This is a genomic window from Mesorhizobium sp. B2-5-3 (assembly GCF_006441005.1).
Taxonomy (GTDB): Bacteria; Pseudomonadota; Alphaproteobacteria; order Rhizobiales; family Rhizobiaceae; genus Mesorhizobium.
In genome coordinates this window covers 429,021-452,695 of sequence record NZ_VFUS01000005.1, presented here as the reverse complement: position 1 = coordinate 452,695, position 23,675 = coordinate 429,021, and the positions used below count along the sequence as shown (strand labels likewise).

The window sequence follows — 23,675 nt, the reverse complement described above, 5'->3', positions numbered from 1 at the left end:
ACCCTTGATTAAACGCGCGCGCATCGACGACCCAAAACCTCGGCTTGAAGAGCCACTCCGTGAAAGGTGATTAACGAAACGTTATCGTCATGGTGCTAACAGAACTCGACCCACCATGCGGCTGACACGGATGATCCCTTTGCCATCGGACGGTTCGGTATCGATCGCGGGACGATCCCCCCGGCTTGACACGGAGGGCGTCGAAGCCGTCGTCACCTTGCCGACCTTCAAGCGGCCGGACCAGGTCCTGCAAACGCTGGCGTCGCTGCGGGCACAGCAGACCGGCAGGCGCTTTGCCGTCATCGTCATGGAGAACGAGGCCGAGGCACGTGCCGGCGCCCAGGCGTCGCTGCCGCTGTTCGAGCGCGGCGACATACCGGGCATGGTGATCATCGCGCATCAGCGCGGCAATTGCAGCGCCTACAATGCCGGCTGGCAGACGGCGATCCTGCATTTCCCGAATTTCAGGCACCTGCTGGTCATCGACGATGACGAGATAGCCGATCCGCACTGGCTGGAACGGATGTGCGCGGCGGCCGAGAGCCTTGGCGCCGATGTTGTCGGCGGTCCGCAAGTGCCCGACTTCGCCGATCCCGCCCATGCGCGCTGGGCCAAGCATCCGGTCTTCGCGCCGCCCTACCGCAAGACGGGCCTCGTGCCGGCGCTCTATTCGTCCGGCAATCTCCTAGTGGGGCGCAACGTGCTTACCGCCATGGGGCCGCCGTTCCTCGACCTGAAATTCAATTTCATGGGCGGCGGCGATTCCGACTTCCTGAGCCGGGCGGCGCAGCGCGGCTTCGTGCTTGGCTGGTGCGCCGAGGCCAGCGTAACCGAGACAGTCCCGGCCCGGCGGGTCGAGGCCGACTGGATCCGCGCCCGCAGCCTGCGCAACGGCGTGATCTCGACGCTGGTCGAAAAGAAGAAACGCGCCGGCACCCCGCTGGCCGGCGTCAAGGTGTTGCTGAAGAGCCTGGCCCTGCTTGCCGCCTCGCCATTTCGCGGCGCCGCCAGGCTTGCACGGACAGGATCGCCGGCGGCCGCCATCTACCCTGTCCATGTGGCGCTGGGCCGCGTGCTGGCCGAATTCGGATATGCCAATGAGCAATACCGCCAGCCTGAAAAGAACTGAGCGCGCGCCGCTCAGCGCCGCGTTCACACGCGACGGCGTGGCAACCGCGATCGCGGCGCTGCTGTTCACCGTCATCCTGATATCCTTCCGCCCGTTCCAGCCCGCGGGCGCGGAACTCACCGGCGAAGGCGGCGACATCGTCAACCAGCTCGGCTTCGGCTCGCTCGGCGCCGTTTCCATCTTTTCGCTGATGGCGTTCGCCGAGCCGCGCATCGTGCGTTCGCTGCTCAGCCCTTCCTGGATGCTGATGCTGGGTTTCTTCTTCCTGTCGGTGGTGCTGGCGACAGACCCGCCCTCGGCGATGCGCGCCGCCTCCTTCACCATGATCGGCATCCTGACCATGGCGACCATCCTTGTGCTGCCGCGCGATGCGGACTCCTTCTCGAAGGTCATCATCTTCACCGCGGTGGCCGTCATGGGCCTGTCCTATCTCGGCCTCATCGTCTTTCCGCACGAGGCAATGCACACGGCCGATTCGCAGGAACCCGAACATGCCGGCCTGTGGCGCGGCGTCTTCACCCACAAGAACATCGCCGGCCCGGTCATGGCCTGCTTCAGTTTCGCCGGCCTCTATCTCTTCCGGCGCGGGCAGCGGTTCTGGGGCGCCGGAATTTTCTTCGCGGCGATGGTGTTCATGCTGCACACCGGATCCAAGACCACGGCCGGCCTGGTGCCGTTCTCGATCCTGATCGTCATGTTTCCAAGCATCGTCGGCATGCGGCTCGGCACGCCGATCCTGTTCGCGCTGGCGATCATCGCTACCGCGGTCGGCACGCTGGGCATCGTTTTCCTGCCGCCGGTGAAACAGCTGGCGGCGATCTATTTTCCCGGCCTGACCTATACCGGGCGCACCACGCTCTGGGAGTTCGCCGGCGAGATGCTGGCGAAGAAACCGTGGACCGGCTACGGTTATGAGAGTTTCTGGGGAACGCCGCTGCTGCTCAACCAGGATCAGCCCTTCGACCGACCGTGGGATATCAGGACCATCGTGCACGGCCATGACGGTTATCTCGACATCGCCGTGCTGATGGGCATTCCGGCGCTTTGCGTGGCGGTCTACACTTTCCTGATCGCCCCTTTGCGCGACTACATGCGCATTCCCTTGCGCAAGGAAAACATCTATCTCGGCGATTTCTTCATGATGGTGGTGCTGTTCGCCGCGCTCAACGCCTTCCTAGAAAGCTTCTTCTTCCACCGCGGCGATCCGGTGTGGCTGTTCTTCGTGCTCGGTGTGCTTGGGCTCAGACAAGTTTCGCTGCGCCCGGTCGCGCTGCGCAACGCCGGTCGTGGCGCGCGATTGGGCCACTCCACCTGACAGGGCTTCCCCGTTGATCCGCGAGCGTTTATGTGAAGCCTTTCCTCGGAGGGCTTTCGATGACGATCAGGCTTGTTCTCGCCGGCTGCGGCAATATGGGTTACGCCATGCTCTCGGGCTGGCTGAAATCCGGCAAGCTTGCACCGTCGTCCGTTTTCGTGGTCGAGCCCAATGCCGACCTGCGCCAGCGCGCGGCCGCACTGGGATGCGGAACGGCTGCCGACGCCACCGATATCCCGGCCGGTGCCGTGCCTGATCTCATCGTCATCGCCGTGAAGCCCCAGGTGATCCGCGACGTCACCGCCGCTTACAAACGTTTCGGCGAAGGGCGCACCACCTTCGTCAGCATTGCCGCGGGCACGCCGGTCGCCACCTTCGAGGAAATCCTGGGCGACCGCGCGCCTGTTGTGCGCTGCATGCCCAACACGCCTGCTTCCATTGGCAAGGGCATGATGGTGGTGTTTTCCAATCCGCTGGTTTCCGACGACACCAAGCGTTTCGTCGCCGACCTCTTGTCGGCCAGCGGCGAAGTGGCCACCATCGACGAGGAGGGACTGATGGATGCGGTGACCGCCGTGTCGGGATCGGGGCCGGCCTATATCTTCCATTTCATCGAAGCGCTGACCGTCGCCGCCGAGAAGGCGGGCCTGCCGGCGGCGACCGCCAGGCTGCTCGCCATGCAGACCGTCTATGGTGCCGCCTCCCTCGCCGCCGAAAGCGGCGAGGAGCCGGGCCTGCTGCGCCAGCAGGTGACCAGCCCGAACGGCACGACGGCGGCGGCGCTTGGTGTGCTGATGGGCGAGGACCGGTTGACCAATCTCCTCACGCAAGCGGTGGAAGCGGCGCGGCTGCGGTCGATCGAACTGGGGAAATAGAGCAGACTCCCTAGGCCAGATCGGTATGCGAGAAGTCGTTGCCTTTGTAGAGCAGAGCAGAGCCACGACTCTTTGCGCATGCATAGGACAGGCAATCGGCCAGGTTGAGTTGGGCGGGATGCCCGCGTCCTTTTCCATAGTCTGAAAAAGCTTGGACCGCGAGCTTGGCGTCGCCGGCGTCGATCGGAACGATTTCGATTTCGGACTCGCGCAGAAAAGCCTCTATCGCCACTTCAGCGACAAGCGGCTCAACGGCCAGCATAGTTGAAAGCCGCATAGCCGCTTCGAGCACCACCAACGCGGAAGTAATTTTGCGAGGTGCTACCGCGATGCGGTTGCTCCACTCGCCAGCATCTCCCTCTCCCGAAAGAATTGCGACGACCACCGAGGTGTCGACAAACATCAAGAGTGGCCCCACATCTCATCGATCTCATCCTTGTCTACGGGCCGGCCGCCATGACCAGCTCTGGCTTTGAGTTCATCAGCGATGGCAGCCAGCCGCTGCGCCAACGGAGCGCGTCCACTTTCCCGTTTCAGTTCGGACTCAAGAGCTTCGATCACCGCCTCGGTCATCGAAATCTTGCGTTTGGCGGCGAGCCGCTGTGCCAGCTCACGTGCACGCGGGTCCCTGATCTGGAGGTTCATTGGTCGATCCTCAGCGTCATCTGCCATTACAATATAGTGCATCTGTCATGACAGCGCCACAACGGGCTTATTTTTCGTACAGCATCTCATCCTGCAGCCGGCGCAGAGCGAACAGTCTCGTCGCCCGGTCGGGTGCGGCGTTGTCGGCCGTCAACAGCTCGCCTTTCCTCACCGGTTTCAGCACCTTGCCGCCCTCGAGCAGGCCGACCGGCACGGCACGCCGGGCGCGAGCGTCTTCGACGGTCATCGTCCAGGAGCGATAGCAGGTCTCGCCGATCGCATCGAAGGTTTCGCCGGCGAGCAGATCCCGCTTGGCGACGGCGCATACCTCGGCGACCGGCCTTGGCAGCGGCACCATGTCGGGCTTGCCGAAGAGCACGATGCGGGCTGCCGTCAGCGGGACTTCCAGCGAGGTCAAATGGTAGGGCCGGAACAGGCTGTAATAGGGACCGTGGCCGATATGCAGGTCGTCCATGCGCTCGACGATGCGCGGGTGGGTCGCCTCGACGATGACGAAGACACCGGGTGCGACACCCTTGCCGACCGTGTAGTCGACAACGCCCTTTTTCGTGAGCAGCCCGCCATGCTCGCGCGGAATGAGCACCTTGACGAGGTCGTCGCGGTCGGCCTTCGGGCCGTGCATGCCGGGCACATCGGGCACCAGCCCGGTGGCGTTGGCGATGGCGCACATCTCGACCATGGTTTTCGAACCGTCGACGAACTCGACCAGCATGCGCGGGTTCATGTTGCGGCGGATCGCTTCCTCGCGATAGTCGTCGGGCACGGCATCGTGGTTAAGCGGGTTGTTCTTGCCCTTGCCGGCCGAGACGATGGTCAGGCCCAGTGCGGAGGCGAACTCGATCAGCTCCATGCAGCTCGAGGGCTCGTCTCCGGCGCCGACCGAATAGACGACGCCGAGGCGATCTGCCTGCTGCTTGAGATAGCAGCCGATAGTGACGTCGGCCTCGACATTCATCATCACCAGATGCTTGCCATGCTGCATCGCCATCAGGTCGAAGTCGGCGGCGACGCCGGGCTTGCCGGTGGCGTCGATGACGACGTCGATCAGCGGATTGGTGACCAGCATCTCGTTGGAGGTGATGGCGATCTTTCCCGACTCGATCGCCGCGGTGACTTTCGAAGTGGTATCGGCTTCGACGGCCATCGCTTCGTCACCATAGGCGATGCGGATCGCTTCGCGTGCCGTGTGCGGACGTCTTGTCGAGACCGCGCAGACCGAAATGCCGGGCATCAGCATGCCTTGCGTGACCAGATCGGTGCCCATTTCGCCCGAACCGATGACGCCGATGCGTACCGGGCGGCCCTCGGCGGCACGGCTGGCGAGATCGCGGGCGAGCCCGGTCAAGGCGACATTGGTCATGCGGGGATGTCCACAGCTTCCTGGTTCGCGTCGGATTAGCAGGGAATAGCTCCTCCTTGCCAACGAAACTGGCCTCGACAGTCAATTTCCCATGAAATCGCGCGGTATAGAGGCGCTCGGCCCAGTCCCGACTGGACCGAAGCGGGGCTCCGAACTCGGCGACAAAGACCTGACGACTGCCAGTCCGCTGTGCCGGCGGCTTCTCATGATAGGAATTTTTTCTTGACCGGGTGAGGGCAACTATGCTACATATTTGCCTATGGTGCTGAGTTGCGCCAAGGGCCCGCCGCACAGGCGGGTTTTTCCGTTCAATGCTCCGTCAAGAGCGCACAGGCGAAGGCTCCGTCAGCCCGGATGCCTTGGGTTCAAAGACTTGCCAATTGACATTGCCTTGAACTGCCTCAATAAAACATTCGTTCGCCAGCGAAGGCAAATGTTCATCCCGCATCACCGAGCGGGACGCATTCCGCCTCGCGGGCAGAACGGGGAGTGCCTTTGCGCCGAGGTTGGCGGCAAAGGCGTTGGAGGTCAACGGAGCATCATTTCGAACCCGGGGGTCGGGCTCGGTGCTCCAGGGGAGGACAAATGGATACTATTCTTGCGGGCCTCAAAGGGGCCATCGACACGCTCGGCGCAACAGTGCTGCTGCCGATCGTCATTTTCATCATAGCCGTCGTTCTGGGCGCAAAGGTCAGCAAGGCTTTTCGCGCCGCTGTCACCATCGGCGTCGCCTTCATCGGCATCAACCTCGTGCTTGGCCTGATGTTCACGTCGATCGGCGACGTCGCCAAGGCCATCGTCACCAACACCGGCATTCATCGCGACATCATCGATGTCGGCTGGCCGTCGGCGGCCGCCATCGCCTTCGGCTCGTCGGTCGGCCTGTGGGTCATCCCCGTCGGCATCCTGGTCAACATCGTGCTGTTGCTGACGCGCATGACGCGCACGCTCAATGTCGACGTCTGGAACTTCTGGCACTTCGCCTTTGTCGGCTCGCTGGTCGTGGCGGCGACCGACAATCTGGCCTACGGCATCGCCATCGCGGCATTGGTCGCGGCACTGTCGCTGCTGTTCGCCGACTGGTCGGCGCGCGCAGTGCAGCAGTTCTACGGCGTGCCCGGCATTTCGGTGCCGCACCTGGCTTCCGCGCAGATCCTGCCGATCGCCATCATCCTGAACTGGATCATGGACCGCATTCCCGGCATCAACCGCATCAACATCAACACCGAGACCATCGAGCGCCGGTTCGGCGTGTTCGGCGAACCTGTCGTGCTCGGCTTGATCATCGGTCTCGTGCTTGGCGCCATCGCTTTCTACAATGCGGGTGACCTCGGCACGGTGTTCGCCAAGGTGCTGGGCACCGGCATGACCCTGGCAGCCGTCATGCTGCTCCTGCCGCGCATGGTGAAGATCCTGATGGAAGGGCTGATCCCGGTTTCCGACGCGGCGCAGGAATTCGTGCGCAAGCGCACCGGCGACCGCGAGCTTCTCGTCGGCCTCGATTCGGCGATCCTGATCGGTCATCCCGCCGCGATCTCGTCATCGCTGATCCTGGTGCCGATCGCGATCATCCTGTCGGTGATCCTGCCGGGCAACCGCGTCATCCTGTTCGCCGACCTGGCGGTCATTCCCTTCATCGTCGCCATGACCGCGCCATTGGTCAAAGGCAATGTGTTCCGCATGGTGGTGATCGGCACGGTGACGCTGGCCATCGGCTTCTACGTCGCCAACGCGCTGGCGCCGCTGTTCACAAGTGCCGCCGTCGCCTCGGGCTTCAAGCTGCCGGCAGACGCGCTGCAGATCACCTCGGTCGTCGACGGCTTCCTGTGGGTGCCCTATGTGATCATCGAGGCGATCCAGGGACTTGGCCTTGCCGGCATCGTCGTCATCGCCGTGGTCATCGCGGCATTGTTCGTCCTCTACCGTCGCAACACGCTCGGCTGGGAGCGGGCAGCGGGCGCCGAGGACGAGCCGGCCGAAGGCACGGCCTGAGCCTCGTCGCGCCTGACGTTTGAAATGATCGTGCGCCCTCCGCGGGCGCACGATTTTGTCGACGGAGCAAAAACATGTCTGACAGCCTCATGCAGCTTCTGGACCCCGAAGCGATCGTGCTCGGATCCGATGCCTCGACCAATGAGCAGATCATCCGCATCCTGGCCGGCCGGCTGGAGACGCTCGGCTATGTCAAAAATTCCTACGCCGACGCGGTCGTGCGTCGCGAGTTGACCATCCCGACAGGACTGCCGCTGGAGCGCCCCGACAATGTCGCGGTGCCGCACACCGATCCCGAACATGTCCTGAAGCCCGGGATCGCTTTGGGCACATTGAAGCGCCCCGTCGTCTTCGCCAACATGGAAGACCCCGACGAGAAGCTGCCGGTCGGCTTCGTCTTCCTGCTTGCCATCAATGACAAGGACAAGCAGATTGAAGCGCTGCAGGCCGTTATGGCCACCATCCAGAATCCAGATGCATTGGACGGCCTGAGGTCGGCCACGACGCTAGACGACGTTCGGGCCGTGCTCGGCTGAACAAGGAGAAGCAAGAGATGTCCAGACAGAAAACAATTCTCTTTGCCTGCGGCACGGGCATAGCCACCTCAACCGCGGTCAACGTCGCCGTCACCGAGGCGATGAAGCAGCGCGGCCTGACCTTCAACGCCCAGCAGGCCAAGGCGACCGAAGTGCCGGGGCTGGCCGACAGCGTCGACTTCATCGTCGCCACGACGCCGATCTCGGCTTCGGTGACCAAGCCGGTCATCAAGGGCCTCGCCTTCCTCACCGGCATCGGCAAGGACAAGGTGCTCGACGAGATCGAGGTGCAACTGCGCAAGTAGGCCGCGGCACGCGCTCGGTTTCAGGTCACCCTGACGTAGCTCGTCATGCCCGATTTCTGATGCTCGATGATGTGGCAGTGCAGCAGCCAGTCGCCGGGATTGTCGGCGACGAAGCCGAGGCTCACCTTCTCGTTGGGCTGGATGAGATAGGTGTCGGAAACCAGCGGCTGCACGGGCCGAGTCGAGGATGACAGCACTTTGAAGCTCATGCCGTGCAAATGCATCGGATGCGATTGCGGCGTCAGGTTCTCCATGTCGATGACATAGCTCCTGCCAAGCTTCAATTCGGCCAGCGGCGCGGTCGGATCCGGCGTGTCACCCGGCCACGGCACCTTGTTGATGGCCCAGAAACTGTAGCCGAGCGAACCGCATATGCCGTCGCTCGCAATGTTCTCGGCCGTGGCGCTGAGCGCCAGCGAAATATGCTGGGCAGCGGAGAGATCGACCTCCGCCACCGGATTGGCCTCCAGCGGCGCGACATCACGAATGTCGCGCTTCAGCGAGCTGCCAGCCGCACGCAAGGTAGCCAGCACCTTGGGCTTGGTGCCCCTGACGTCCCGCAGGCTCACGACCGCGCCCTCCGCGTCAGGCATGCGGATGGCGAGTTCCATGCGCTGTCCCGGGCCAAGCAGCAAGGCATCGGGCGAAAAACGCTGCGGCACCGGATTGCCATCCAGCGCGATCACCGTCGCCTCCGCGCCGTCGACGCGAAAGGCATGGCTGCGCGTCACGTCGGTGATGGCGACGCGCAGCCGCACCAGCCCGCCGGCTGGCGCGTCATAGTGCGGCTGGTCGAGCCAGTTGGCCGTGCGCACCGTGCCATAGGTGCCGGTTCTCGCGGCATCCCGCGGCCGGAACTGATCGATGAACTGGCCATCGTCGCCGAGGCGCCAGTCGCGCAGATTCAGGACGATTTCGGCATCGAATTTCGGATCACCGGGATTTTCGACCACGATGACGCCGGTCAGGCCGTGCCCCATCTGCTCCAGCGTGTTGCAATGCGGGTGGTACCAGAAGGTGCCGGCATCGGGCGGCGTGAAGGCGTAGTCGAAATGATCGCCGGTATAGACGTAGGGCTGGACCAGGAACGGAACGCCGTCCATCTTGTTGGGGACCCGAACGCCGTGCCAGTGGATCGTCGTCGGGTCGTCGATCGCGTTGACGAGCCGGGCGGCGAAGGGCTCGCCCTTTTTCATCCTCAGCACCGGCGGCATTCCGGCGCTGCCATATGTCAGCACGTCCCGGGTCGGGCCGACCTCCATCAGCGTGGCCTGGATCCTGGCCGTCCGCAGCACCACCGGCTCGGGCGTGGCGACGGCCCAGCCGCCAAGCCTCCCCATCGCCGCGAGCCCGCCCGCACCGGCAACCGCGGCCGATTTCAGAAGTCGACGGCGTGTGATCAAGCTCATGCTGCGCTCCAGCGGGAAAACCCTCGGAATCGCCGACTTGAATCACGATCGGGCGGCCAGCGCAAATGCCGATATCGGCATTTGCATCCCGATGAAGCCGCAACCAGCGCCGTCTGCGCGGACGGCGCTTCGCCCTGCGACTCTGATCGGGACGACGGCCGCGCCAGATCATGCTTCAAGGCACTGACCGGAGCGGACTCGCCCGGGTCGCCAATGCCGATGTTTTCAACCGTCCGATCGGGCGGGTGGGGGGCGGAAGGGCGCCAAGCGGTCGCCCGCTATGGGCAGGCGCTCGTCGCGGAGGAAAGCAAGCAGGCCGATTTGCTCCCGCCATGAAAGCGCGACGAGAACCAACCTTGCGCGAAATCTCGGATTCAGGTGCCCGATGCGCCTTTTTTTTGCCCATTCGTGCCGCAAGGGCTTAAGAATGGGATGGATGGCGCTGAAAATGTCGGGCAGTCTGGTGCTGCGAGAGAGGATTGAACTCGCCTATCGATCCAACAACTAACTGACTATATTGATAATTTTCTTTCCGCCATTCCCGTCTGCGTACCACCCACGAGTCTCCGCCGCAAGCGACGCCTGTCCTTGGTATTGTCTCAGTTCGAATTTCGGCTGTGGGTGGACAAGCGGTCTTTTTGATCGTGCCGCTTGAGGGTGGTCAAGTGCCGCCTGTCTGGAATAAGCCAGCTACCGGTATCATCGTACATAATCGGTAGCCACAGGACGAAGCTCATGATACCAAACCACAATTTACAGAGGACGCCGTAGGTCGGTGTTGTCTTGACAATGGCATCGCTCAAGAATGTCCGACTATAGCTTTTCTGCCGCTGAACGATGGGCGGTCTATAAAATTCATGGCGAGCAGTGTTACTTGTGCCGCAAGCCCATTGATTTAAGATCAATGCAAGTGGATCACATCATTCCAGAATATCTTTTAAACGATTCCGATCACTTAAGTAAATGCTTGGACAGCTATGGTTTGCCAAGTAATTTCAATTTGAACTCTTATGAGAATTGGATGCCCGCCTGCGCGTCATGCAATAATAAGAAAAGCTCTGATGTATTCGAACCTACTCCAATTTTTCAGATCATATTGCAGAATGCGACGGCCAAAGCCGACCAAGCCAGGAAAGCAGCTACCGAAGCCGTCTCTAGTGCTGCACTGACTAGGGCTCTGAATGCCGTCGAGCGATCGGCCGCCGACGAGACGTTGGACATAGAACTGCTAAAGCCATTGATTCTGGCATATGCCAAGGCAAGGCCAAAAGCGATGAAGGCGCTTATCACGGAGGTGGATTCGCATATCATCGAATTTAAGTTGGAATTTGCCGCTCCACCAGAATTTCGCATCACCCCCTTCTACAAAGTTCTTTACACTTCTGGCGCTATCCGCATTGTCCAGACGCCCTGGGGAACGGGGTATGTGCCGACCGAAGAGAATCCGCATTCGAGCTTCTATTGCGGACATTGCGGCTCAAAAGGTCCTTGGAACGGAGCCCGCTGCTTGTCATGCGGCATGCTTGACGATGGTGACTAGGAAACCATGACAGGTCTGCTCCACAGTGATCAGGGGGCGCGATCTTCAGCATATCGAGTTGAGCCCTGCAACATCAGCGAGGCGGTGTGTGCGACGAGCAAGGCTGTTGCCTCCTCGATGTCGCTGCCTATGTGATGCAGGATACGCCCGCGAGAGCGGGGATAGACATGCAGTTCCTGCGCGCCACCCGGGCCGCTTTCCCATCGTCTGTGGGTGCCTGATGCCAGCCGGTGAACGAGCTTGGCCGCCTGGACGCGCTTGTACTCCAGCTTCCGGTCGGCCTGCGGATCGGCCACGATGGCCATCTCGACGGCAAGCCAGGCAGCGACAACGCGTCGGGGATCGATCTTCGCCTTTCGCAGCCTCGCCCATGCGGCTTTCGCGCGCTCTTCGGGAGATAGACCTCGCAATCTGAACGCCTCCAGATGGGCTCCTGCGGCCCGATAGAGCGTCTCCACGCGGTCGACGGCGTTGCGCACCCATTGGTCCTCGGCGTTCACCTCCAGCCACGCGCAGGCTACCTTGCGATACGGCGCGAGTTCCTTTGCGGTATATGAGCCCTTGTACGGGCTGCCGTGACGGGAATAGTGATCGGAGTGCTGACGGCAAAAGCGCGTGTCCAGACCATCGTCGGTGCCAGCTCTCGCGGGCCTGTCGCATCCAATGACACGGCAGCGCGTGAACATGTGGCTGGGCTCGGCGGCACGGCTTTTGACCTCGGTCTTGCGCTCGCGCTTCCTGATCCAATTCGTATTCAATCTCGAGTCCCTCTATGGTGAGCCGTGGGTTTCCCCGACAGAGATAGGCAGGCTTTACCTGCGGAGATTAGGAGTGAAGAGACCAAGAGATCAGCCCCCCTCAGAGTCATTCACTTCAGGCTCCCACCGTTACAGTGCCTTCCACATGGGCATGTCGATTGAAGGTATCGAGCATGATTTCCTTGGTGGTGGAGACAGCAGAGGCCGGGACCATCACAGCGTCATGAATCGGCAGTGCCACGATCCCTTGATCCTTCAGCGTCAGCAGCACCTCAATCATGATCTGGCTTTCGATGAACTGAGCGTCATGCCCGAGACCACGATGGAAGCAGTTTCTGATCAAGGGATGTTTCGCCTCGACTGCCTCGACCACATCACCGACCTTGTAGCTCCGGGAGAACAGCCGGCGCGTCCCCTTCGGGAAGCGGTTCAAAGTGTCTGATGCGAAGATCATGGCGCTCATGACCTTCTTGATCCCGGGCCGGTTCAAGCCGTAGCCCCAGATGTCATAGAGGTCGTCAAATGGCGGCTTGTGACCTGCCATGCCGTAGAGGATGCGTGGTCCGACCTGCCCGTAGTCCAGTTCAACTGCGCGCTCGCCGCTGATCGATAGTCCCTGTCGGCGCTCATCCTTGCGAAGGGTCTGCCAGAACCCGCCGAACAATCTGCCTCCGCTGTCGAAACGGCACTGGGTGAAGATACGCCGGAGTCTTCGGTCACGGATGCTGAACTGCGTCCTTGGCCATGGAAGGCCGTCCGAGTCGAACCGCAGATCGGCACCAGCGATCCACTGGTTGATCTCGTCAAGTTCAGCCCGGTATCGCTCCGTGTGCGGCGTATCGTCGTATTTCTCTAATCCGCCTTCGTCCCAGTGGTTCTTGCGGTCCTTGATGCGCTTCAGGACAATGGTCTCGCCGTGCGGGTGTTCGTCAAGGTCGTCGATCCCGATCTCGTGTTCAGCGATCCGATCAAGCAGTCGAGACCCGGGCCGGATAACCGTCGCTCTCGCGGCGCCCTCCACCGGAGCAGCGATGAGCTGTTCGACATAGGCCATTTCCGGCTTCGCCATAAGGTCGAGAATGTATGGGAACATTTTGCTGTATGCGCGTGGTCGATAACGGCTCTTCGCGCCCAGTACACGATTGGAGCGCGTAACGTAAATGTCGCCCCACGTTCCAGCAACGTGATGGTGCATGAGGTCCGATAGGATGGCATCAACCGTCAGGTCGAACGTCTCCTGGTCACGGGTGCGCCGCTTGTTCGTCCTGAGACCAAAATGTGCTTCGCAGCTCAGCAGCAGTGCGATCGCTTCCTTAACGATGGCCTTGGCATTCTCCGATGCGGCGAACCGATAGGCATTGAAGCGCCTGTCCCGTTCTTCTTCGTCATCCAGCTCGATCACAGCCGGCGTGATCTGGTCCATGTACAAACTTCCAGTCGTTGAAAAATAGCCACCCCGCCCTGCAAGGCACACAGAAGGCCATACAGGAGCGTGAGGGCGCGCTGCGGCAAGGGGACTCGGCCAGCCGAAAGACTCCATGCGGTGCGTCTATGGCCGGCCGTGAGTCATTGTGGATTGGGAGCTTCCTTGAGGCCAGCAGCCTCCAGCGCCCGATACACCGAACCTCGACCGATGCCAAGAGACTTGGCTATTTCGGAGACCGTCTTGCCTTGCCGGCCTTGGCGGCGGGCTTCCGGCCCTTTGTACTTCTGCCCCGCCTTGGCCTTGGCGATCCCGCAGGGTAGATTTGGTCCACGGACTTCAACGATCGCAATATGACCACCCGCATACGCAACCAGACTCGTGGGGCCTAAAAGGGCAGGCAGCCGAACAGAAGTGGGCCAGTGGTTGCTGCCCGACAATGAGGTCCTCTCTCGGAACGCAGAGGGGCGATCCGCTTGCAATTGTGCTCGTGTTCTGCTCCTGCTGACGGCCTGGTCCAACGTGCGCGTTGATCGATTAATTGAACTCAGTTTCCAATAATCTGAATTTCGTAGCGCGCTGTATTGCGAGGTGTCTCGCCTTCTACGAATATCCGACGCTCATCAATTGTCAAAATAAACGAGCCAACCTCTACTGCTTGAAAGATAAACGTCTGATGGGAGTAGGTGCCGTCTTGACCTGATGGCGCGGTGTCAAAAGCAGTTTCCAAAAGTTTTAAGCCGCTGGGAGTATTGTCGCGCACAACCCAACGCCCACCCCACCCCAGCTGTACAGGAAGAACTATTTTAAGTATGTTGCTTACATGTAGTAACGCCTGCCCGGACTTCTCATTGATGGTTTGAATAGATGTATCCTCGATTAGCGCAATGACGCACATCGTGTCAGCTTTCCCATCTATTTCGATCGGAGCCGCAGCTAGCAAGGCCGCTAATATCCAAAACATTGACAGCTAGACCCATTAACCCAGCATGTTTATTGGGCCATCATCAACTCGCTCAGCAAATCCTTCTGATGCAGCACAGCAGGGGGGAGAATTGCGTCTGGCATTGGCGCACGCGCCCAAACCGCATTTCGCCCAACATTGTTGCTCCCATAGTGGACCCATGCGAAACCGTTGTCGAAGCCCCAGCCCTCGCCCCACGAATTTTTTATGAGCCACGCCTCCTTTTGCTCATCCCACCCGACTATCAGAATAGCATGGTTGGTGCCGTTAGCATTGTTGCCCTCATTGAAAACCTCCGTAGCCGGCCCGCCATAGCTTTGTAGCGCCGCGGATGCGTAGATACTCGCGCTAATAGGTCCGAACTTACAAAGAGCCTCTTTCAGCGAGTCGGTGCTAGGCACATCCCCCGACGAATCAACCCAACCTACCGCGAGCAACTTGTCTGGCCCGACAACCGCCATGTCACACTGCTGCTTTACGCCTTTGTATCCTGGTGTTGCGCTCGGGTATACAGTTTCGGCCGCTAATCCGCTCCCTACCGACCACGAGAGAGCGTCGAAACGACGGCCACCACCGCAGTCTCCAGAGTTTGAACAATCCAGCACTTGTTGCTCAGCCATGTCTGACGACGGCCACCCAGCCAGGATAAAGGCGCTTTCAATCTGAGCCGTGCTGGCAAAAGCCCAACAGTCTCCACATTGTTGCAGATGCACCTTTGTTACTACGCCGAAAGCCCTCCAATCCCAGCTTGCTGCCTTCGCATCACAAGGCGGCCGAGCCGTCTCTGTTAGATTCTGGCTGTGAAGGGCAGCATCGTACAACTCGAGCACGCGTGCCGCAGTTTCATTGACACGACCGGCGTTCACCATGTCAGCCTCGCTTACAGGTAGCTCCCCAGTGAGACTCTCGATTGCACGATCAGACACGCCCGTGACGCGCGGCGTAAAGGTCCAATTCTTGGCCTTGCCTTCCTGAACCAGCGAATTCAAATCCTGTCCAGCAGCCTCATATGCAAAAGTAACGCATACGACCGCAATCGCTCCAACAGCGAGAATAATACGCATAAGCCCCTCCCAACCAGCGCTGGTAAGCAACATGCCGTCACGAGAAATATATATGTTGACGTATATAAGAGCATGTGCATAAATGATCGTCAAGTCTTTTTTGCCAAGGATTTATATAGTTTGACATTCCCTTCTGACGATTCTGCTTGTATTTACAAGCGGTTGATGGTTACTTGTGTAAAGTTAATTGAAATTTTATGTAAGAAAGTCGCTAAGAACGGCTGCCGATCGAGCAATGGGAGGACGGAATGATTTCAAGGCGCGGAATGCTGAAGTCCAGCGCGGCTATTTTGGCACTGGCAGTGCCGACCGCCGCACACGCTCAAGACCAATCGGAGTCAATATCGTCTGAAGCAGGGGTTGGACCGATTGACTATTGGGAATCAACGGGTGGTCCGAGTTTGGATCGCAGTGACGTTTCAATTTCGGTCAAAGATTCTCCTTTACCCAATGCCCTTGATTGGTACTACAGCTTTCTTCTTGGGATAGCGGAACAAAATGGATATACTGATAAGCAGAAGTTACTCGTAAATAATGTAATAACACCGTTCGACATTGCGCAGGACACTCCGTATTACAATGAAGGGCTCTTTCGTAGTTTTGCAGATCGCGTATATACGAAGAGCCCACAAGAGGTTGGACCGGCAAATAAAGCCGACCGGTTTTCCTTGCATTATGGGGGCGTCATTCATGTTGCGGCTGCCGGGATCGACAGAAAATACAAGGAGACTGTGGCCGAGATTGAGGGCCTGCAAGCTCGTCTCGGCGTTCAAACTGAGAAGCTCTCGGACCGCATACTAAAGATCAATAGTGAATGGAGGCGCGTAGCGACTGGTTCCGGATTGAAGGATGATGATCCCGAGTACGAACTGAGGTATCTCAACTATTTAGAAAGTATACGCTACGCAGATCAGGTTAGCCAATACTCGCAAAACATTGATATGATCACTGGAACTATTGATGCTGTGCGGAGGTCGAAATATACACCTGAAGAACAATTACTTCTCGACAACATAACTCAGTTGAGTGAAACCTTTAAGGTGGCTCGCCCTTTGAGGCCAACTTTTGAGCGAACCGTGAAGGGTGTCAACGATTTGACATTCGCCAATCCGACAGTGCGAGTCTCGGGATTGATGGATATTGCCCCCGCGATGTATCCGCTTGGGGATCTTGTCAGGTTCCTCCAAGTCCCTGGCGCGCACGGCGATTCCGTCCAGAAGGATACGGTCTCTAAGCACAAGCATGACGAATCGTGGTCCGCTGGCGGAAGCGTGAGCTATAGTTTCTTTAGCGTAGGTGGCAGTGGATCAGGCTCATCGAGTTATCGACAGGATATTAGTAAATCAAAAGGGATCGCGGTCAATTTTGAAAACATTTCTGAATACCTGATTGATCGGCAGCTGTGGTTTAACCCAGCTGTCTTTCACAATGACAAGTTGAAGCCGATACTGGCTAAGATTCCTGGTACCGAGAGACTGCAATTTGTTTCAGTGTCGCTCATTATCGGAAGGGGGTTGACATTGCAGCTTACCTTTAACGAGTCGATCACCACCGAAAGCTGGTCAAAGCGATCCTTTGCGGCGAGTGGGGGCGTTTCCTTCATGGGATTTGGATTTGGTGCATCCGGTGGCAATAGTTCGTACGACTATACGCTGGAAGTATCAGGCGACGGGAGAACCGTTACGTTCAAGGATGACCCACAACTCACTCGCGTTCTGGCTGTTAGGTTGGAGCCCTTCGTGGAAGTGGAATCAGGACTGATTGAAGCTCCATCCGACCTCGATATGGCTGCGCCGAATACTCCTCTGGCAAAGTTTCTCAAAGGAGAAATTGGATATTCGGAATTGCAGGAGTCAAAGTTCTAACTCCGAGATATCGCGGCTGCTAGGCCGTTAGCTAAAGTGGTGACAGGTCTCAGACGTTCGGTCGTTGGTGCATCTTGGAAATCGATGCCGGGCGTTCTTGTTCGCGTTATAGGGAGCGTTATGGCTGTTTTGGTCGGGAGCCAAAGCAGTTCCGGCGATGAGCCGGTGCGGTGTCCGCGCCCTACTACAGTAGTAAGCGTGAAGCTATGCGATCTGTCATGCGCGGAAGGCCCGCTCGTTCATAAGATGGGAAGCGTGGATTCGCTGCCAGTTGGGGAGAATACTTATACAACAAGACTTTTTGTCAAATCGATGAGGGACAAAACAATAACTGGGGCTTTTATATTGAGTGATCTTTCGGACATTTTTAATGCGGGATATCTCAATATCAACCTTACCCCAATTTCTGAAGTGGGTCACATTCTCATATCTGGTGTTACGATCTCTCCTACGCACCGCTCATTCATCATAAGGGTGTGCTTATTTAGCCAGAACGATTAGGCAACCGCATTGTATCTGGGAAGGTAGTAGTCCTTCCAATGCCGCGCAAGCGACCTCATGGGGCACGGCGCTATTCGCAGGCGCACAACTGGTCTGTCCGATCTCTACTGCCGCCTGTGAATCACCTGCGGTGGCGGGGTAGGATTGATGCTGGCAGCCTCTAGCGCGCGATATACCGAACCCCTGCCGATGCCAACAGCCTTGGCGACTTGCGACACCGTCTTTCCCTGCTGGAACAGCGTCACGGCTTCGCTGGCCTTGGCGCGTGCGGTGGGCTTCCGGCCCTTGTACTTCTGCTCCGACTTGGCCTTGGCGATACCTTCCTTCTGGCGCTCCTTCATAAGGTCGCGCTCGAACTCCGCGAAGGCCGCGAACATGTTCAGCATCAGCCGCCCGTAGGCTCCTGTCGTGTCAAGCGTCTCCTTGCCAAACTGCAGCACCTTCAACCCAATGCCACGCAGATGCAGGTCATCGACGATCTCGCCGAGCGTCCGCGTGTTGCGCGCCAGCCGATCGATCTTCGTAATTGTCAGCGTGTCGCCCTTGCGCAGGAACCCGAGGGCGCGCTCCAGTTCCTTCCGGTCACCAAGCGCCGACACCTGCTCCGAGTAGACCTCCTCGCATCCAGCAGCCTGGAGATCGCGCACCTGCGCCTCTAATCCTGCGACCTGTTCTTCCGTCGACGTTCTCGCATATCCGATCTGCATACCAAGCCCTCCGATGTCCAATAGAGTTTAGGCTTGTGAGTCAATCGCGTCCAAAAGTCAACACCCATTCTTTTGGACACATATCGCAGTGCCTGGACGAACGTCCGCTGGACCCTGCCCATGTGGACACCGACTTGCCATTTTGTCGACGCATGACTCAGAGGAGGACCGTTATGATGAGCGCGAAGGGCAATACATGACCAACAGCGAACACTTCCTCCAGATAGCTGCTTCGATAGCTGATGCCGACGCTGTTCCCGAGCTTAGCACTGGATGCTTGAGACAGGCTCGCGACGGCTTTGGGGGGGTGCCCGAAAGCATTGACGTGCTGCTCGATAGGAAGAATTGGACCGCCGCGAAGCCACAAATAAGGGTGTTTGCCACGATCAACCGGAAGAATAGCTTCGTAGTCCGCTGGGTTCCTACCGTCGGGACGTACGACGCGCGAACGCAGGCCGACCTTGAGTTTGACCACTATTTCGTCCGCGAAGTAGAGATGGCAGAGGGCATCGGCTCATCAATCAACCTCCTTGTGTGGTTCCGCGAGCCGCCTGTGATCTTGCCCAGCAGCCGTGCCAATAGCTCTCGTACCGCCGTCCTCTCCATCGCCGCTGGGCTCAAAGCTCGATATGAGGAATTGCTCGATCGGCTTCGGCAGGACCTGTTGGTGACCAGCGCTACATCCCTCGCGATACTGACCGACAACGACCGAGTAGAATATCAGTTCGGACGCGAGGGCCGGGCGGAATATGCGGAGTCGATAGCAAAGGGCCTGACTGCACCCAGTTGGTAAGAAGGAAGCCATCGACGGGGTACGGGGGTGATTGCCGAATTGCCGTGTATTGGATGGGCCGAGCGCATTTCTGCACCAAACATTTCCGGCTCATTCCGAGTTGCGAACGTTAACCCGATGGGGTGTATTCCTTGCTGATCATCAGGGGCATCATGAATTGAACCAGCAGGCACTTTCATCTTTCATCTGGTCGGTCGCTGACCTTTTGCGCGGCGACTACAAGCAGGCTGACTACGGCAAGGTCATTCTGCCCTTCACGGTGCTGCGGCGGCTGGACTGTGTGCTGGAGCCGACCAAGGATGCCGTGCTGGCCGAACATGCGGCGAAGACCGCACAGAGCATGAACCCGGAGCCCTTCCTGCTGCGCAAGGCCGGACAGACCTTCTACAACACCTCAAAGCTCGATATGCGCAAGCTTATGGGCGATCAGGACAACATCGCCCAGAACCTGTTCGTCTACATACAGGCCTTCTCGCCGGACGTGCGCGACATCTTTGAGCGCTTCGAGTTCGCGGCGCAGGTGGATCGGCTGGCCAAGGCGGCCTGCTTTATCAAGTGACCGAGAAATTCGCTCGCATCGATCTGCACCCCAACAAGGTCGACAATCACCAGATGGGCCTCATCTTCGAGGAACTCATACGCAAGTTCGCCGAACTCTCCAACGAAACCGCTGGTGAGCATTTCACGCCGCGTGAAGTGATCCGCCTGATGGTCAACCTGCTGTTCGTCGAGGACGACGCCATCTTGTCCAAGCCTGGCGTGGTCAGAACGATCTACGATCCGGCAGCGGGAACCGGAGGAATGCTTTCAGTGGCCGGTGAGTATCTCCTCGAGCATAACGATAAGGCCTCGTTGGTGATGTACGGGCAGGAACTGAACTCGGAGTCCTACGCCATCTGCAAGGCGGACATGCTGATCAAGGGGCAGAATGTCGGCAACATCATTCGGGACAACACGCTATCCGACGACGGCCATCCGCACGAAAAATTCGATTACATGCTCTCCAACCCGCCCTTCGGTGTCGAATGGAAGAAAGTGGAGAAAGACGTTCGCGCCGAACGTGAGAGCCAGGGGTTCAACGGCAGGTTCGGCCCCGGGCTGCCCCGGGTGTCCGATGGGTCACTGTTGTTCCTCATGCATCTTCTGTCCAAGATGCGACCGGCGGTCGATGGCGGCAGCCGCTTCGGCATCGTGCTGAACGGTTCGCCCTTATTCACCGGAGGGGCTGGCGGCGGCGAAAGCGAAATCCGCCGCTATGTGCTGGAGAACGATCTGGTCGAGGCCATCGTCGCACTGCCCACCGACATGTTCTACAACACCGGCATTTCCACTTATGTCTGGGTGCTGTCCAACCGCAAGCCAGCCCACCGCAAGGGCAAGGTCCAGCTCATCGACGGCTCAAGCTTCTGGCGCAAGATGCGCAAGAGCCTCGGCTCCAAGCGCAAGGAGATGGGCGACGAAGATATCGCCACCGTCACCAGACTGTTTGGCGGCTTCCATGAGGCGCATCTCGCGACCGTGCTGGACGCCAATGGCAAGGAAGTGGCGCGGCAGGTTGTTCTGGAGAGCGAGCAGCCCCCTGCGGCTCCTGAGGGCGGCAAGGTTAGGCTCGCACCGCTGTCGCGCATCTTCGCCAATGAGGATTTTGGCTACCGCACCATCACCGTCGAACGCCCCTTGCGCGACGAGCAGGGACGCCTCGTCCTTGGCGGGCGAGGAAAGAACAAGGGCAAGCCACAGGCCGACAGTGCGCTGAGAGACACTGAGAACGTGCCGCTCAGCGAAGATGTCGAGGCCTATTTCCGACGCGAGGTTCTGCCCCATGCCGCTGATGCTTGGATCGACCACGACAAAACAAAGATCGGCTACGAGATCCCCTTCAACCGGCACTTCTATGTCTTCGAGCCACCGCGTCAACTCGCCGAGATCGATGCCGATCTGAAGCAGGTCACCGACCGTATCCTGACGATGATCGGGGAATTGTCGGCATGATGCCTCCCTATCCCGACTATCAGGACACTTCTGCCGAGTGGGTGGGTGCCATTCCCGTTCGTTGGAAGATGGATCGGTTGAAGTGGTCTACCGCAAGCTGCAGAAATGGGGTGTGGGGTAACGATCCCGATGGCTCTGAACTTGACATCGCTGTCGTGCGTGTTGCGGACTTTGATCGAACCAAACTCCAAGTAGTGATGGACGAACCAACGTTCAGATCGGTTCCTGAGAATGATAGGCAAGGACGTATTCTATTGGCGGGGAACCTGCTGCTTGAGAAGTCTGGTGGGGGAGAGGGGCAGCCAGTTGGAGCTGTAGTTCTCTACAATGATCTTCGACCAGCCGTCTGCTCCAATTTCATTGCTCGGATCGCTGTTGCAGAAGGGATGGTCCCCTCATACTGGCGGTACTTGCACTCTGCAGCTTACGCGGCACGGGTGAATGTCCGCTCGATCAAACAAACATCGGGTATTCAGAACTTGGATCAAGGAAGCTACCTCGACGAGCGTGTTCCATTTCCCTCACTTTCAGAGCAGACTGCCATTTCCTCCTTCCTCGACCGCGAGACGGGCAAGATCGATGCGCTGGTAGAGGAGCAGAGGCGGCTCATCGAACTGCTTAAGGAAAAGCGTCAGGCCGTCATTTCCCACGCAGTCACCAAAGGGCTCAACCCCGATGCGCCGATGAAGGACTCTGGCGTCGAGTGGCTGGGCCAGGTGCCGGAGCATTGGAACGTGATCCGGATCAAATGGATCGCCCGAATGGAGAGCGGGCACACTCCTGACAAGAAGGTTGTCGCATATTGGGAGGACTGTGACATACCATGGGTATCTTTACATGATACAGGATATTTGAAGTACAATGACTACATAAGTGAAACTGCCCAGTATGTGAACGAACTTGGACTCGCCAACTCATCGGCAAGACTTCTGCCAACTGGCGTTGTCGTCTTCTCACGAGATGCCACCATTGGTCGATGCGCAATCACTACGCGACCAATGGCGGTCTCCCAGCACTTCATAGCCTGGGTTCCTGGTACGATGGTCACACCTGAGTTCCTGCTCTACTGCCTTCGGTCGATGACGCAGGAGTTGGACCGACTTACTTTTGGCGCAACGGTGAAGACGATCGGAATGCCTGACGTTCGTGGGCTAACAATTGGTCTGCCACCGATAGGAGAGCAAATCGCAATCATTGAACACGTTCTAAATAGCTGCCTTGAGATCGATAGACTAATTCGCACCGCAGAGAACGTTGTAGCTTTGCTGCAAGAACGCCGCTCCGCTCTCATCTCAGCAGCCGTCACTGGCAAGATCGACGTGCGGAAATTCGAGAGTGTCGAGATGGCTGTCGCGAAGGAACTCGCCGATGCCGATCTTTGAGATTACCGCTGACAAACTGCTTGCGGTAACCGAAACCAGCTTCGGAGCGGAAGGTATCCATGAACGCAAACATATCCAGCAACTCCTGCGCGACCACATCAAGGTTCTTGACGAACGGCTCATGGTCATCGCCGAGGAGTTTGGCGAGTGGCTGGACAGTTCACGCAGAATCGACCTGCTCTGCCTTGATGGCGATGCCAACCTCGTCGTTGTCGAGTTGAAGCGGACGGAGGACGGTGGACACATGGAACTGCAAGCCCTGCGCTATGCCGCCATGATTTCCGCCATGACATTCGAGCAACTTGTTGACACCCATGCCCGTTTCAGGAACCCGGCCCTGCCGGACCTTGAGGCGGCCAAGGGAGCGATCTTGGAGTTTCTGGGCTGGGAGGCTGCCGACGAGGAGCAGTTCGGACAGGACACCCGCATCATTCTGGCATCGGCAGATTTCAGCAAGGAGCTGACGACGGCTGTTCTGTGGCTGATCGATCGCGGTGTCGACATCAGGTGTGTTCGACTCAAGCCTTACAAGATGAACAATGGTCCGGTGCTGATCGACATTCAGCAACTGATCCCTCTGCCCGAGACGGCCAGCTATCAGACCCAGATCGGCGTGAAGAAGTTGGCCGAGAGAAAGTCACAGGGTGAACGTCATGAACTGCGCCATAAATTCTGGCAGCAGATGCTTGACTATTCGAAGCAACGCACTCCGATCCATGCCTCCCGAAAGGCAACACGGGACGGATGGGTCTCAGGCAGCATCGGGCGCAATGGCTTCGCGCTTCTGTATACGGTGCGCAGGGAAGACTCTCAGGTCTCGCTGTGGATTTCCCTCGGCAGCGGAATGCGCGCGAAGAACAAAACCACCTTCCATCAGCTTCTGAACCAGCGCCCAGAGGTCGAGGGGGACTTCGGCGCTGAATTGGACTGGCAAGAGCAGCCTGAGTCCGATGGATGTCTGATCCGCTACGTCATGCCCGGAGGCTACAAGTCTTCGACCGAACAATGGCCTGAAATCAATGAGCGAATGACCGACGCTATGATCAGGTTGGATAAGGCGTTCCGCACAAGGGTCGCGGCACTGAAGTTGTAGGGGACC

At 58.8% G+C, this 23,675-nt stretch carries 22 protein-coding genes; 13 read left to right on the top strand and 9 right to left on the bottom strand.

The features are described 5' to 3' along the window. Window positions 1-130 precede the first annotated feature (130 nt). The 3 genes from FJ867_RS15005 to proC are packed head-to-tail and all read left to right on the top strand — an operon-like array spanning window position 131 to window position 3,319. On the top strand, window positions 131-1,129 hold the full coding sequence (locus tag FJ867_RS15005) for a glycosyltransferase (RefSeq protein WP_140760644.1): 999 nt from the start codon (window positions 131-133) through the stop codon (window positions 1,127-1,129). After that, a complete protein-coding gene (locus tag FJ867_RS15000) occupies window positions 1,098-2,444 on the top strand; it encodes an O-antigen ligase (RefSeq protein WP_140760641.1) in 1,347 nt (448 codons plus the stop codon). Before FJ867_RS15005 ends, FJ867_RS15000 begins: the two co-directional genes overlap by 32 nt. A 59-nt stretch (window positions 2,445-2,503) precedes the next feature. Further along, the gene (gene proC / locus FJ867_RS14995) at window positions 2,504-3,319 is read left to right on the top strand and encodes a pyrroline-5-carboxylate reductase (RefSeq protein ID WP_140501067.1); all 816 of its coding nucleotides are present in this window, start codon (window positions 2,504-2,506) and stop codon (window positions 3,317-3,319) included. Window positions 3,320-3,329: 10 nt separating this feature from the next. On the opposite strand, the gene FJ867_RS14990 is transcribed toward proC, so the two are convergent. From FJ867_RS14990 to FJ867_RS14980, 3 genes are all read right to left on the bottom strand, one after another. After that, on the bottom strand, window positions 3,330-3,722 hold the full coding sequence (locus tag FJ867_RS14990; protein ID WP_140501065.1) for a type II toxin-antitoxin system VapC family toxin: 393 nt from the start codon (window positions 3,720-3,722) through the stop codon (window positions 3,330-3,332). Next, on the bottom strand, window positions 3,722-3,964 hold the full coding sequence (locus tag FJ867_RS14985) for a type II toxin-antitoxin system VapB family antitoxin (protein ID WP_140501063.1): 243 nt from the start codon (window positions 3,962-3,964) through the stop codon (window positions 3,722-3,724). Before FJ867_RS14985 ends, FJ867_RS14990 begins: the two co-directional genes overlap by 1 nt. 67 nt (window positions 3,965-4,031) lie before the next feature. Next, window positions 4,032-5,345 (bottom strand): NAD(P)H-dependent oxidoreductase, encoded by a 1,314-nt coding sequence (locus FJ867_RS14980; RefSeq protein ID WP_140625618.1) that lies wholly within the window; start codon window positions 5,343-5,345, stop codon window positions 4,032-4,034. A 585-nt stretch (window positions 5,346-5,930) separates the two neighbouring features. Between FJ867_RS14980 and FJ867_RS14975 the strand changes: the two genes are divergently transcribed. The 3 genes from FJ867_RS14975 to FJ867_RS14965 all read left to right on the top strand — a co-directional run bounded on the left by FJ867_RS14975 (window position 5,931) and on the right by FJ867_RS14965 (window position 8,178). Continuing rightward, on the top strand, window positions 5,931-7,337 hold the full coding sequence (locus tag FJ867_RS14975; protein WP_140817791.1) for a PTS transporter subunit IIC: 1,407 nt from the start codon (window positions 5,931-5,933) through the stop codon (window positions 7,335-7,337). A gap of 74 nt (window positions 7,338-7,411) precedes the next feature. Continuing rightward, window positions 7,412-7,873, top strand: coding sequence for a PTS sugar transporter subunit IIA (locus tag FJ867_RS14970; RefSeq protein WP_140817789.1), 462 nt, complete (start codon window positions 7,412-7,414; stop codon window positions 7,871-7,873). Window positions 7,874-7,890: 17 nt separating this feature from the next. Continuing rightward, the gene (locus tag FJ867_RS14965; protein WP_140501055.1) at window positions 7,891-8,178 is read left to right on the top strand and encodes a PTS sugar transporter subunit IIB; all 288 of its coding nucleotides are present in this window, start codon (window positions 7,891-7,893) and stop codon (window positions 8,176-8,178) included. A gap of 20 nt (window positions 8,179-8,198) precedes the next feature. Here the strand turns inward: FJ867_RS14965 and FJ867_RS14960 are convergent, their stop codons facing one another. After that, window positions 8,199-9,587: a multicopper oxidase family protein gene (locus tag FJ867_RS14960; protein WP_140817787.1), complete on the bottom strand. Its 1,389-nt coding sequence runs from the start codon at window positions 9,585-9,587 to the stop codon at window positions 8,199-8,201. An 805-nt stretch (window positions 9,588-10,392) separates the two neighbouring features. On the opposite strand from FJ867_RS14960, the gene FJ867_RS14955 reads away from it, so the two are divergent. Next, the gene (locus FJ867_RS14955; protein ID WP_140817785.1) at window positions 10,393-11,127 is read left to right on the top strand and encodes an HNH endonuclease signature motif containing protein; all 735 of its coding nucleotides are present in this window, start codon (window positions 10,393-10,395) and stop codon (window positions 11,125-11,127) included. Window positions 11,128-11,156: 29 nt separating this feature from the next. On the opposite strand, the gene FJ867_RS14950 is transcribed toward FJ867_RS14955, so the two are convergent. The 4 genes from FJ867_RS14950 to FJ867_RS14935 form a co-directional block, all read right to left on the bottom strand. Beyond that, a complete protein-coding gene (locus tag FJ867_RS14950) occupies window positions 11,157-11,813 on the bottom strand; it encodes a hypothetical protein (RefSeq protein WP_181168363.1) in 657 nt (218 codons plus the stop codon). Between the two features lie 187 nt (window positions 11,814-12,000). Next, complete coding sequence (locus FJ867_RS14945) at window positions 12,001-13,308, bottom strand: hypothetical protein (RefSeq protein WP_140817783.1); 1,308 nt, start codon at window positions 13,306-13,308, stop codon at window positions 12,001-12,003. Between the two features lie 547 nt (window positions 13,309-13,855). Then, on the bottom strand, window positions 13,856-14,251 hold the full coding sequence (locus FJ867_RS14940; protein ID WP_210242310.1) for a protease inhibitor I42 family protein: 396 nt from the start codon (window positions 14,249-14,251) through the stop codon (window positions 13,856-13,858). A gap of 50 nt (window positions 14,252-14,301) precedes the next feature. Next, window positions 14,302-15,429: a C1 family peptidase gene (locus FJ867_RS14935; protein WP_140817779.1), complete on the bottom strand. Its 1,128-nt coding sequence runs from the start codon at window positions 15,427-15,429 to the stop codon at window positions 14,302-14,304. A gap of 155 nt (window positions 15,430-15,584) precedes the next feature. Between FJ867_RS14935 and FJ867_RS14930 the strand changes: the two genes are divergently transcribed. Continuing rightward, window positions 15,585-17,201 carry a hypothetical protein gene (locus FJ867_RS14930; RefSeq protein WP_140817776.1) on the top strand — a complete coding sequence of 539 codons (1,617 nt, stop codon included), beginning with the start codon at window positions 15,585-15,587 and terminating at the stop codon, window positions 17,199-17,201. 605 nt (window positions 17,202-17,806) lie between these two features. Here the strand turns inward: FJ867_RS14930 and FJ867_RS14925 are convergent. Next, entirely contained in the window at window positions 17,807-18,409 is a 603-nt protein-coding gene (locus FJ867_RS14925; RefSeq protein ID WP_140817774.1) for a recombinase family protein, read from the bottom strand. 196 nt (window positions 18,410-18,605) lie between these two features. Here FJ867_RS14925 and FJ867_RS14920 point away from each other — a divergent pair, with 196 nt between their 5' ends. The 5 genes from FJ867_RS14920 (at window position 18,606) to FJ867_RS14905 (ending at window position 23,669) form a co-directional block, all read left to right on the top strand. Further along, window positions 18,606-19,202, top strand: coding sequence for a hypothetical protein (locus FJ867_RS14920; protein ID WP_140817772.1), 597 nt, complete (start codon window positions 18,606-18,608; stop codon window positions 19,200-19,202). A 157-nt stretch (window positions 19,203-19,359) separates the two neighbouring features. Beyond that, on the top strand, window positions 19,360-19,761 hold the full coding sequence (locus FJ867_RS28970; RefSeq protein ID WP_246675048.1) for a type I restriction-modification system subunit M N-terminal domain-containing protein: 402 nt from the start codon (window positions 19,360-19,362) through the stop codon (window positions 19,759-19,761). After that, on the top strand, window positions 19,758-21,194 hold the full coding sequence (locus FJ867_RS14915; protein ID WP_246675047.1) for a class I SAM-dependent DNA methyltransferase: 1,437 nt from the start codon (window positions 19,758-19,760) through the stop codon (window positions 21,192-21,194). The genes FJ867_RS28970 and FJ867_RS14915 overlap by 4 nt, the downstream gene beginning before the upstream one ends. Then, window positions 21,191-22,576, top strand: coding sequence for a restriction endonuclease subunit S (locus FJ867_RS14910; protein WP_210242309.1), 1,386 nt, complete (start codon window positions 21,191-21,193; stop codon window positions 22,574-22,576). Before FJ867_RS14915 ends, FJ867_RS14910 begins: the two co-directional genes overlap by 4 nt. After that, window positions 22,563-23,669, top strand: coding sequence for a DUF4268 domain-containing protein (locus tag FJ867_RS14905; protein ID WP_140817770.1), 1,107 nt, complete (start codon window positions 22,563-22,565; stop codon window positions 23,667-23,669). Before FJ867_RS14910 ends, FJ867_RS14905 begins: the two co-directional genes overlap by 14 nt. Window positions 23,670-23,675: the final 6 nt, after the last annotated feature.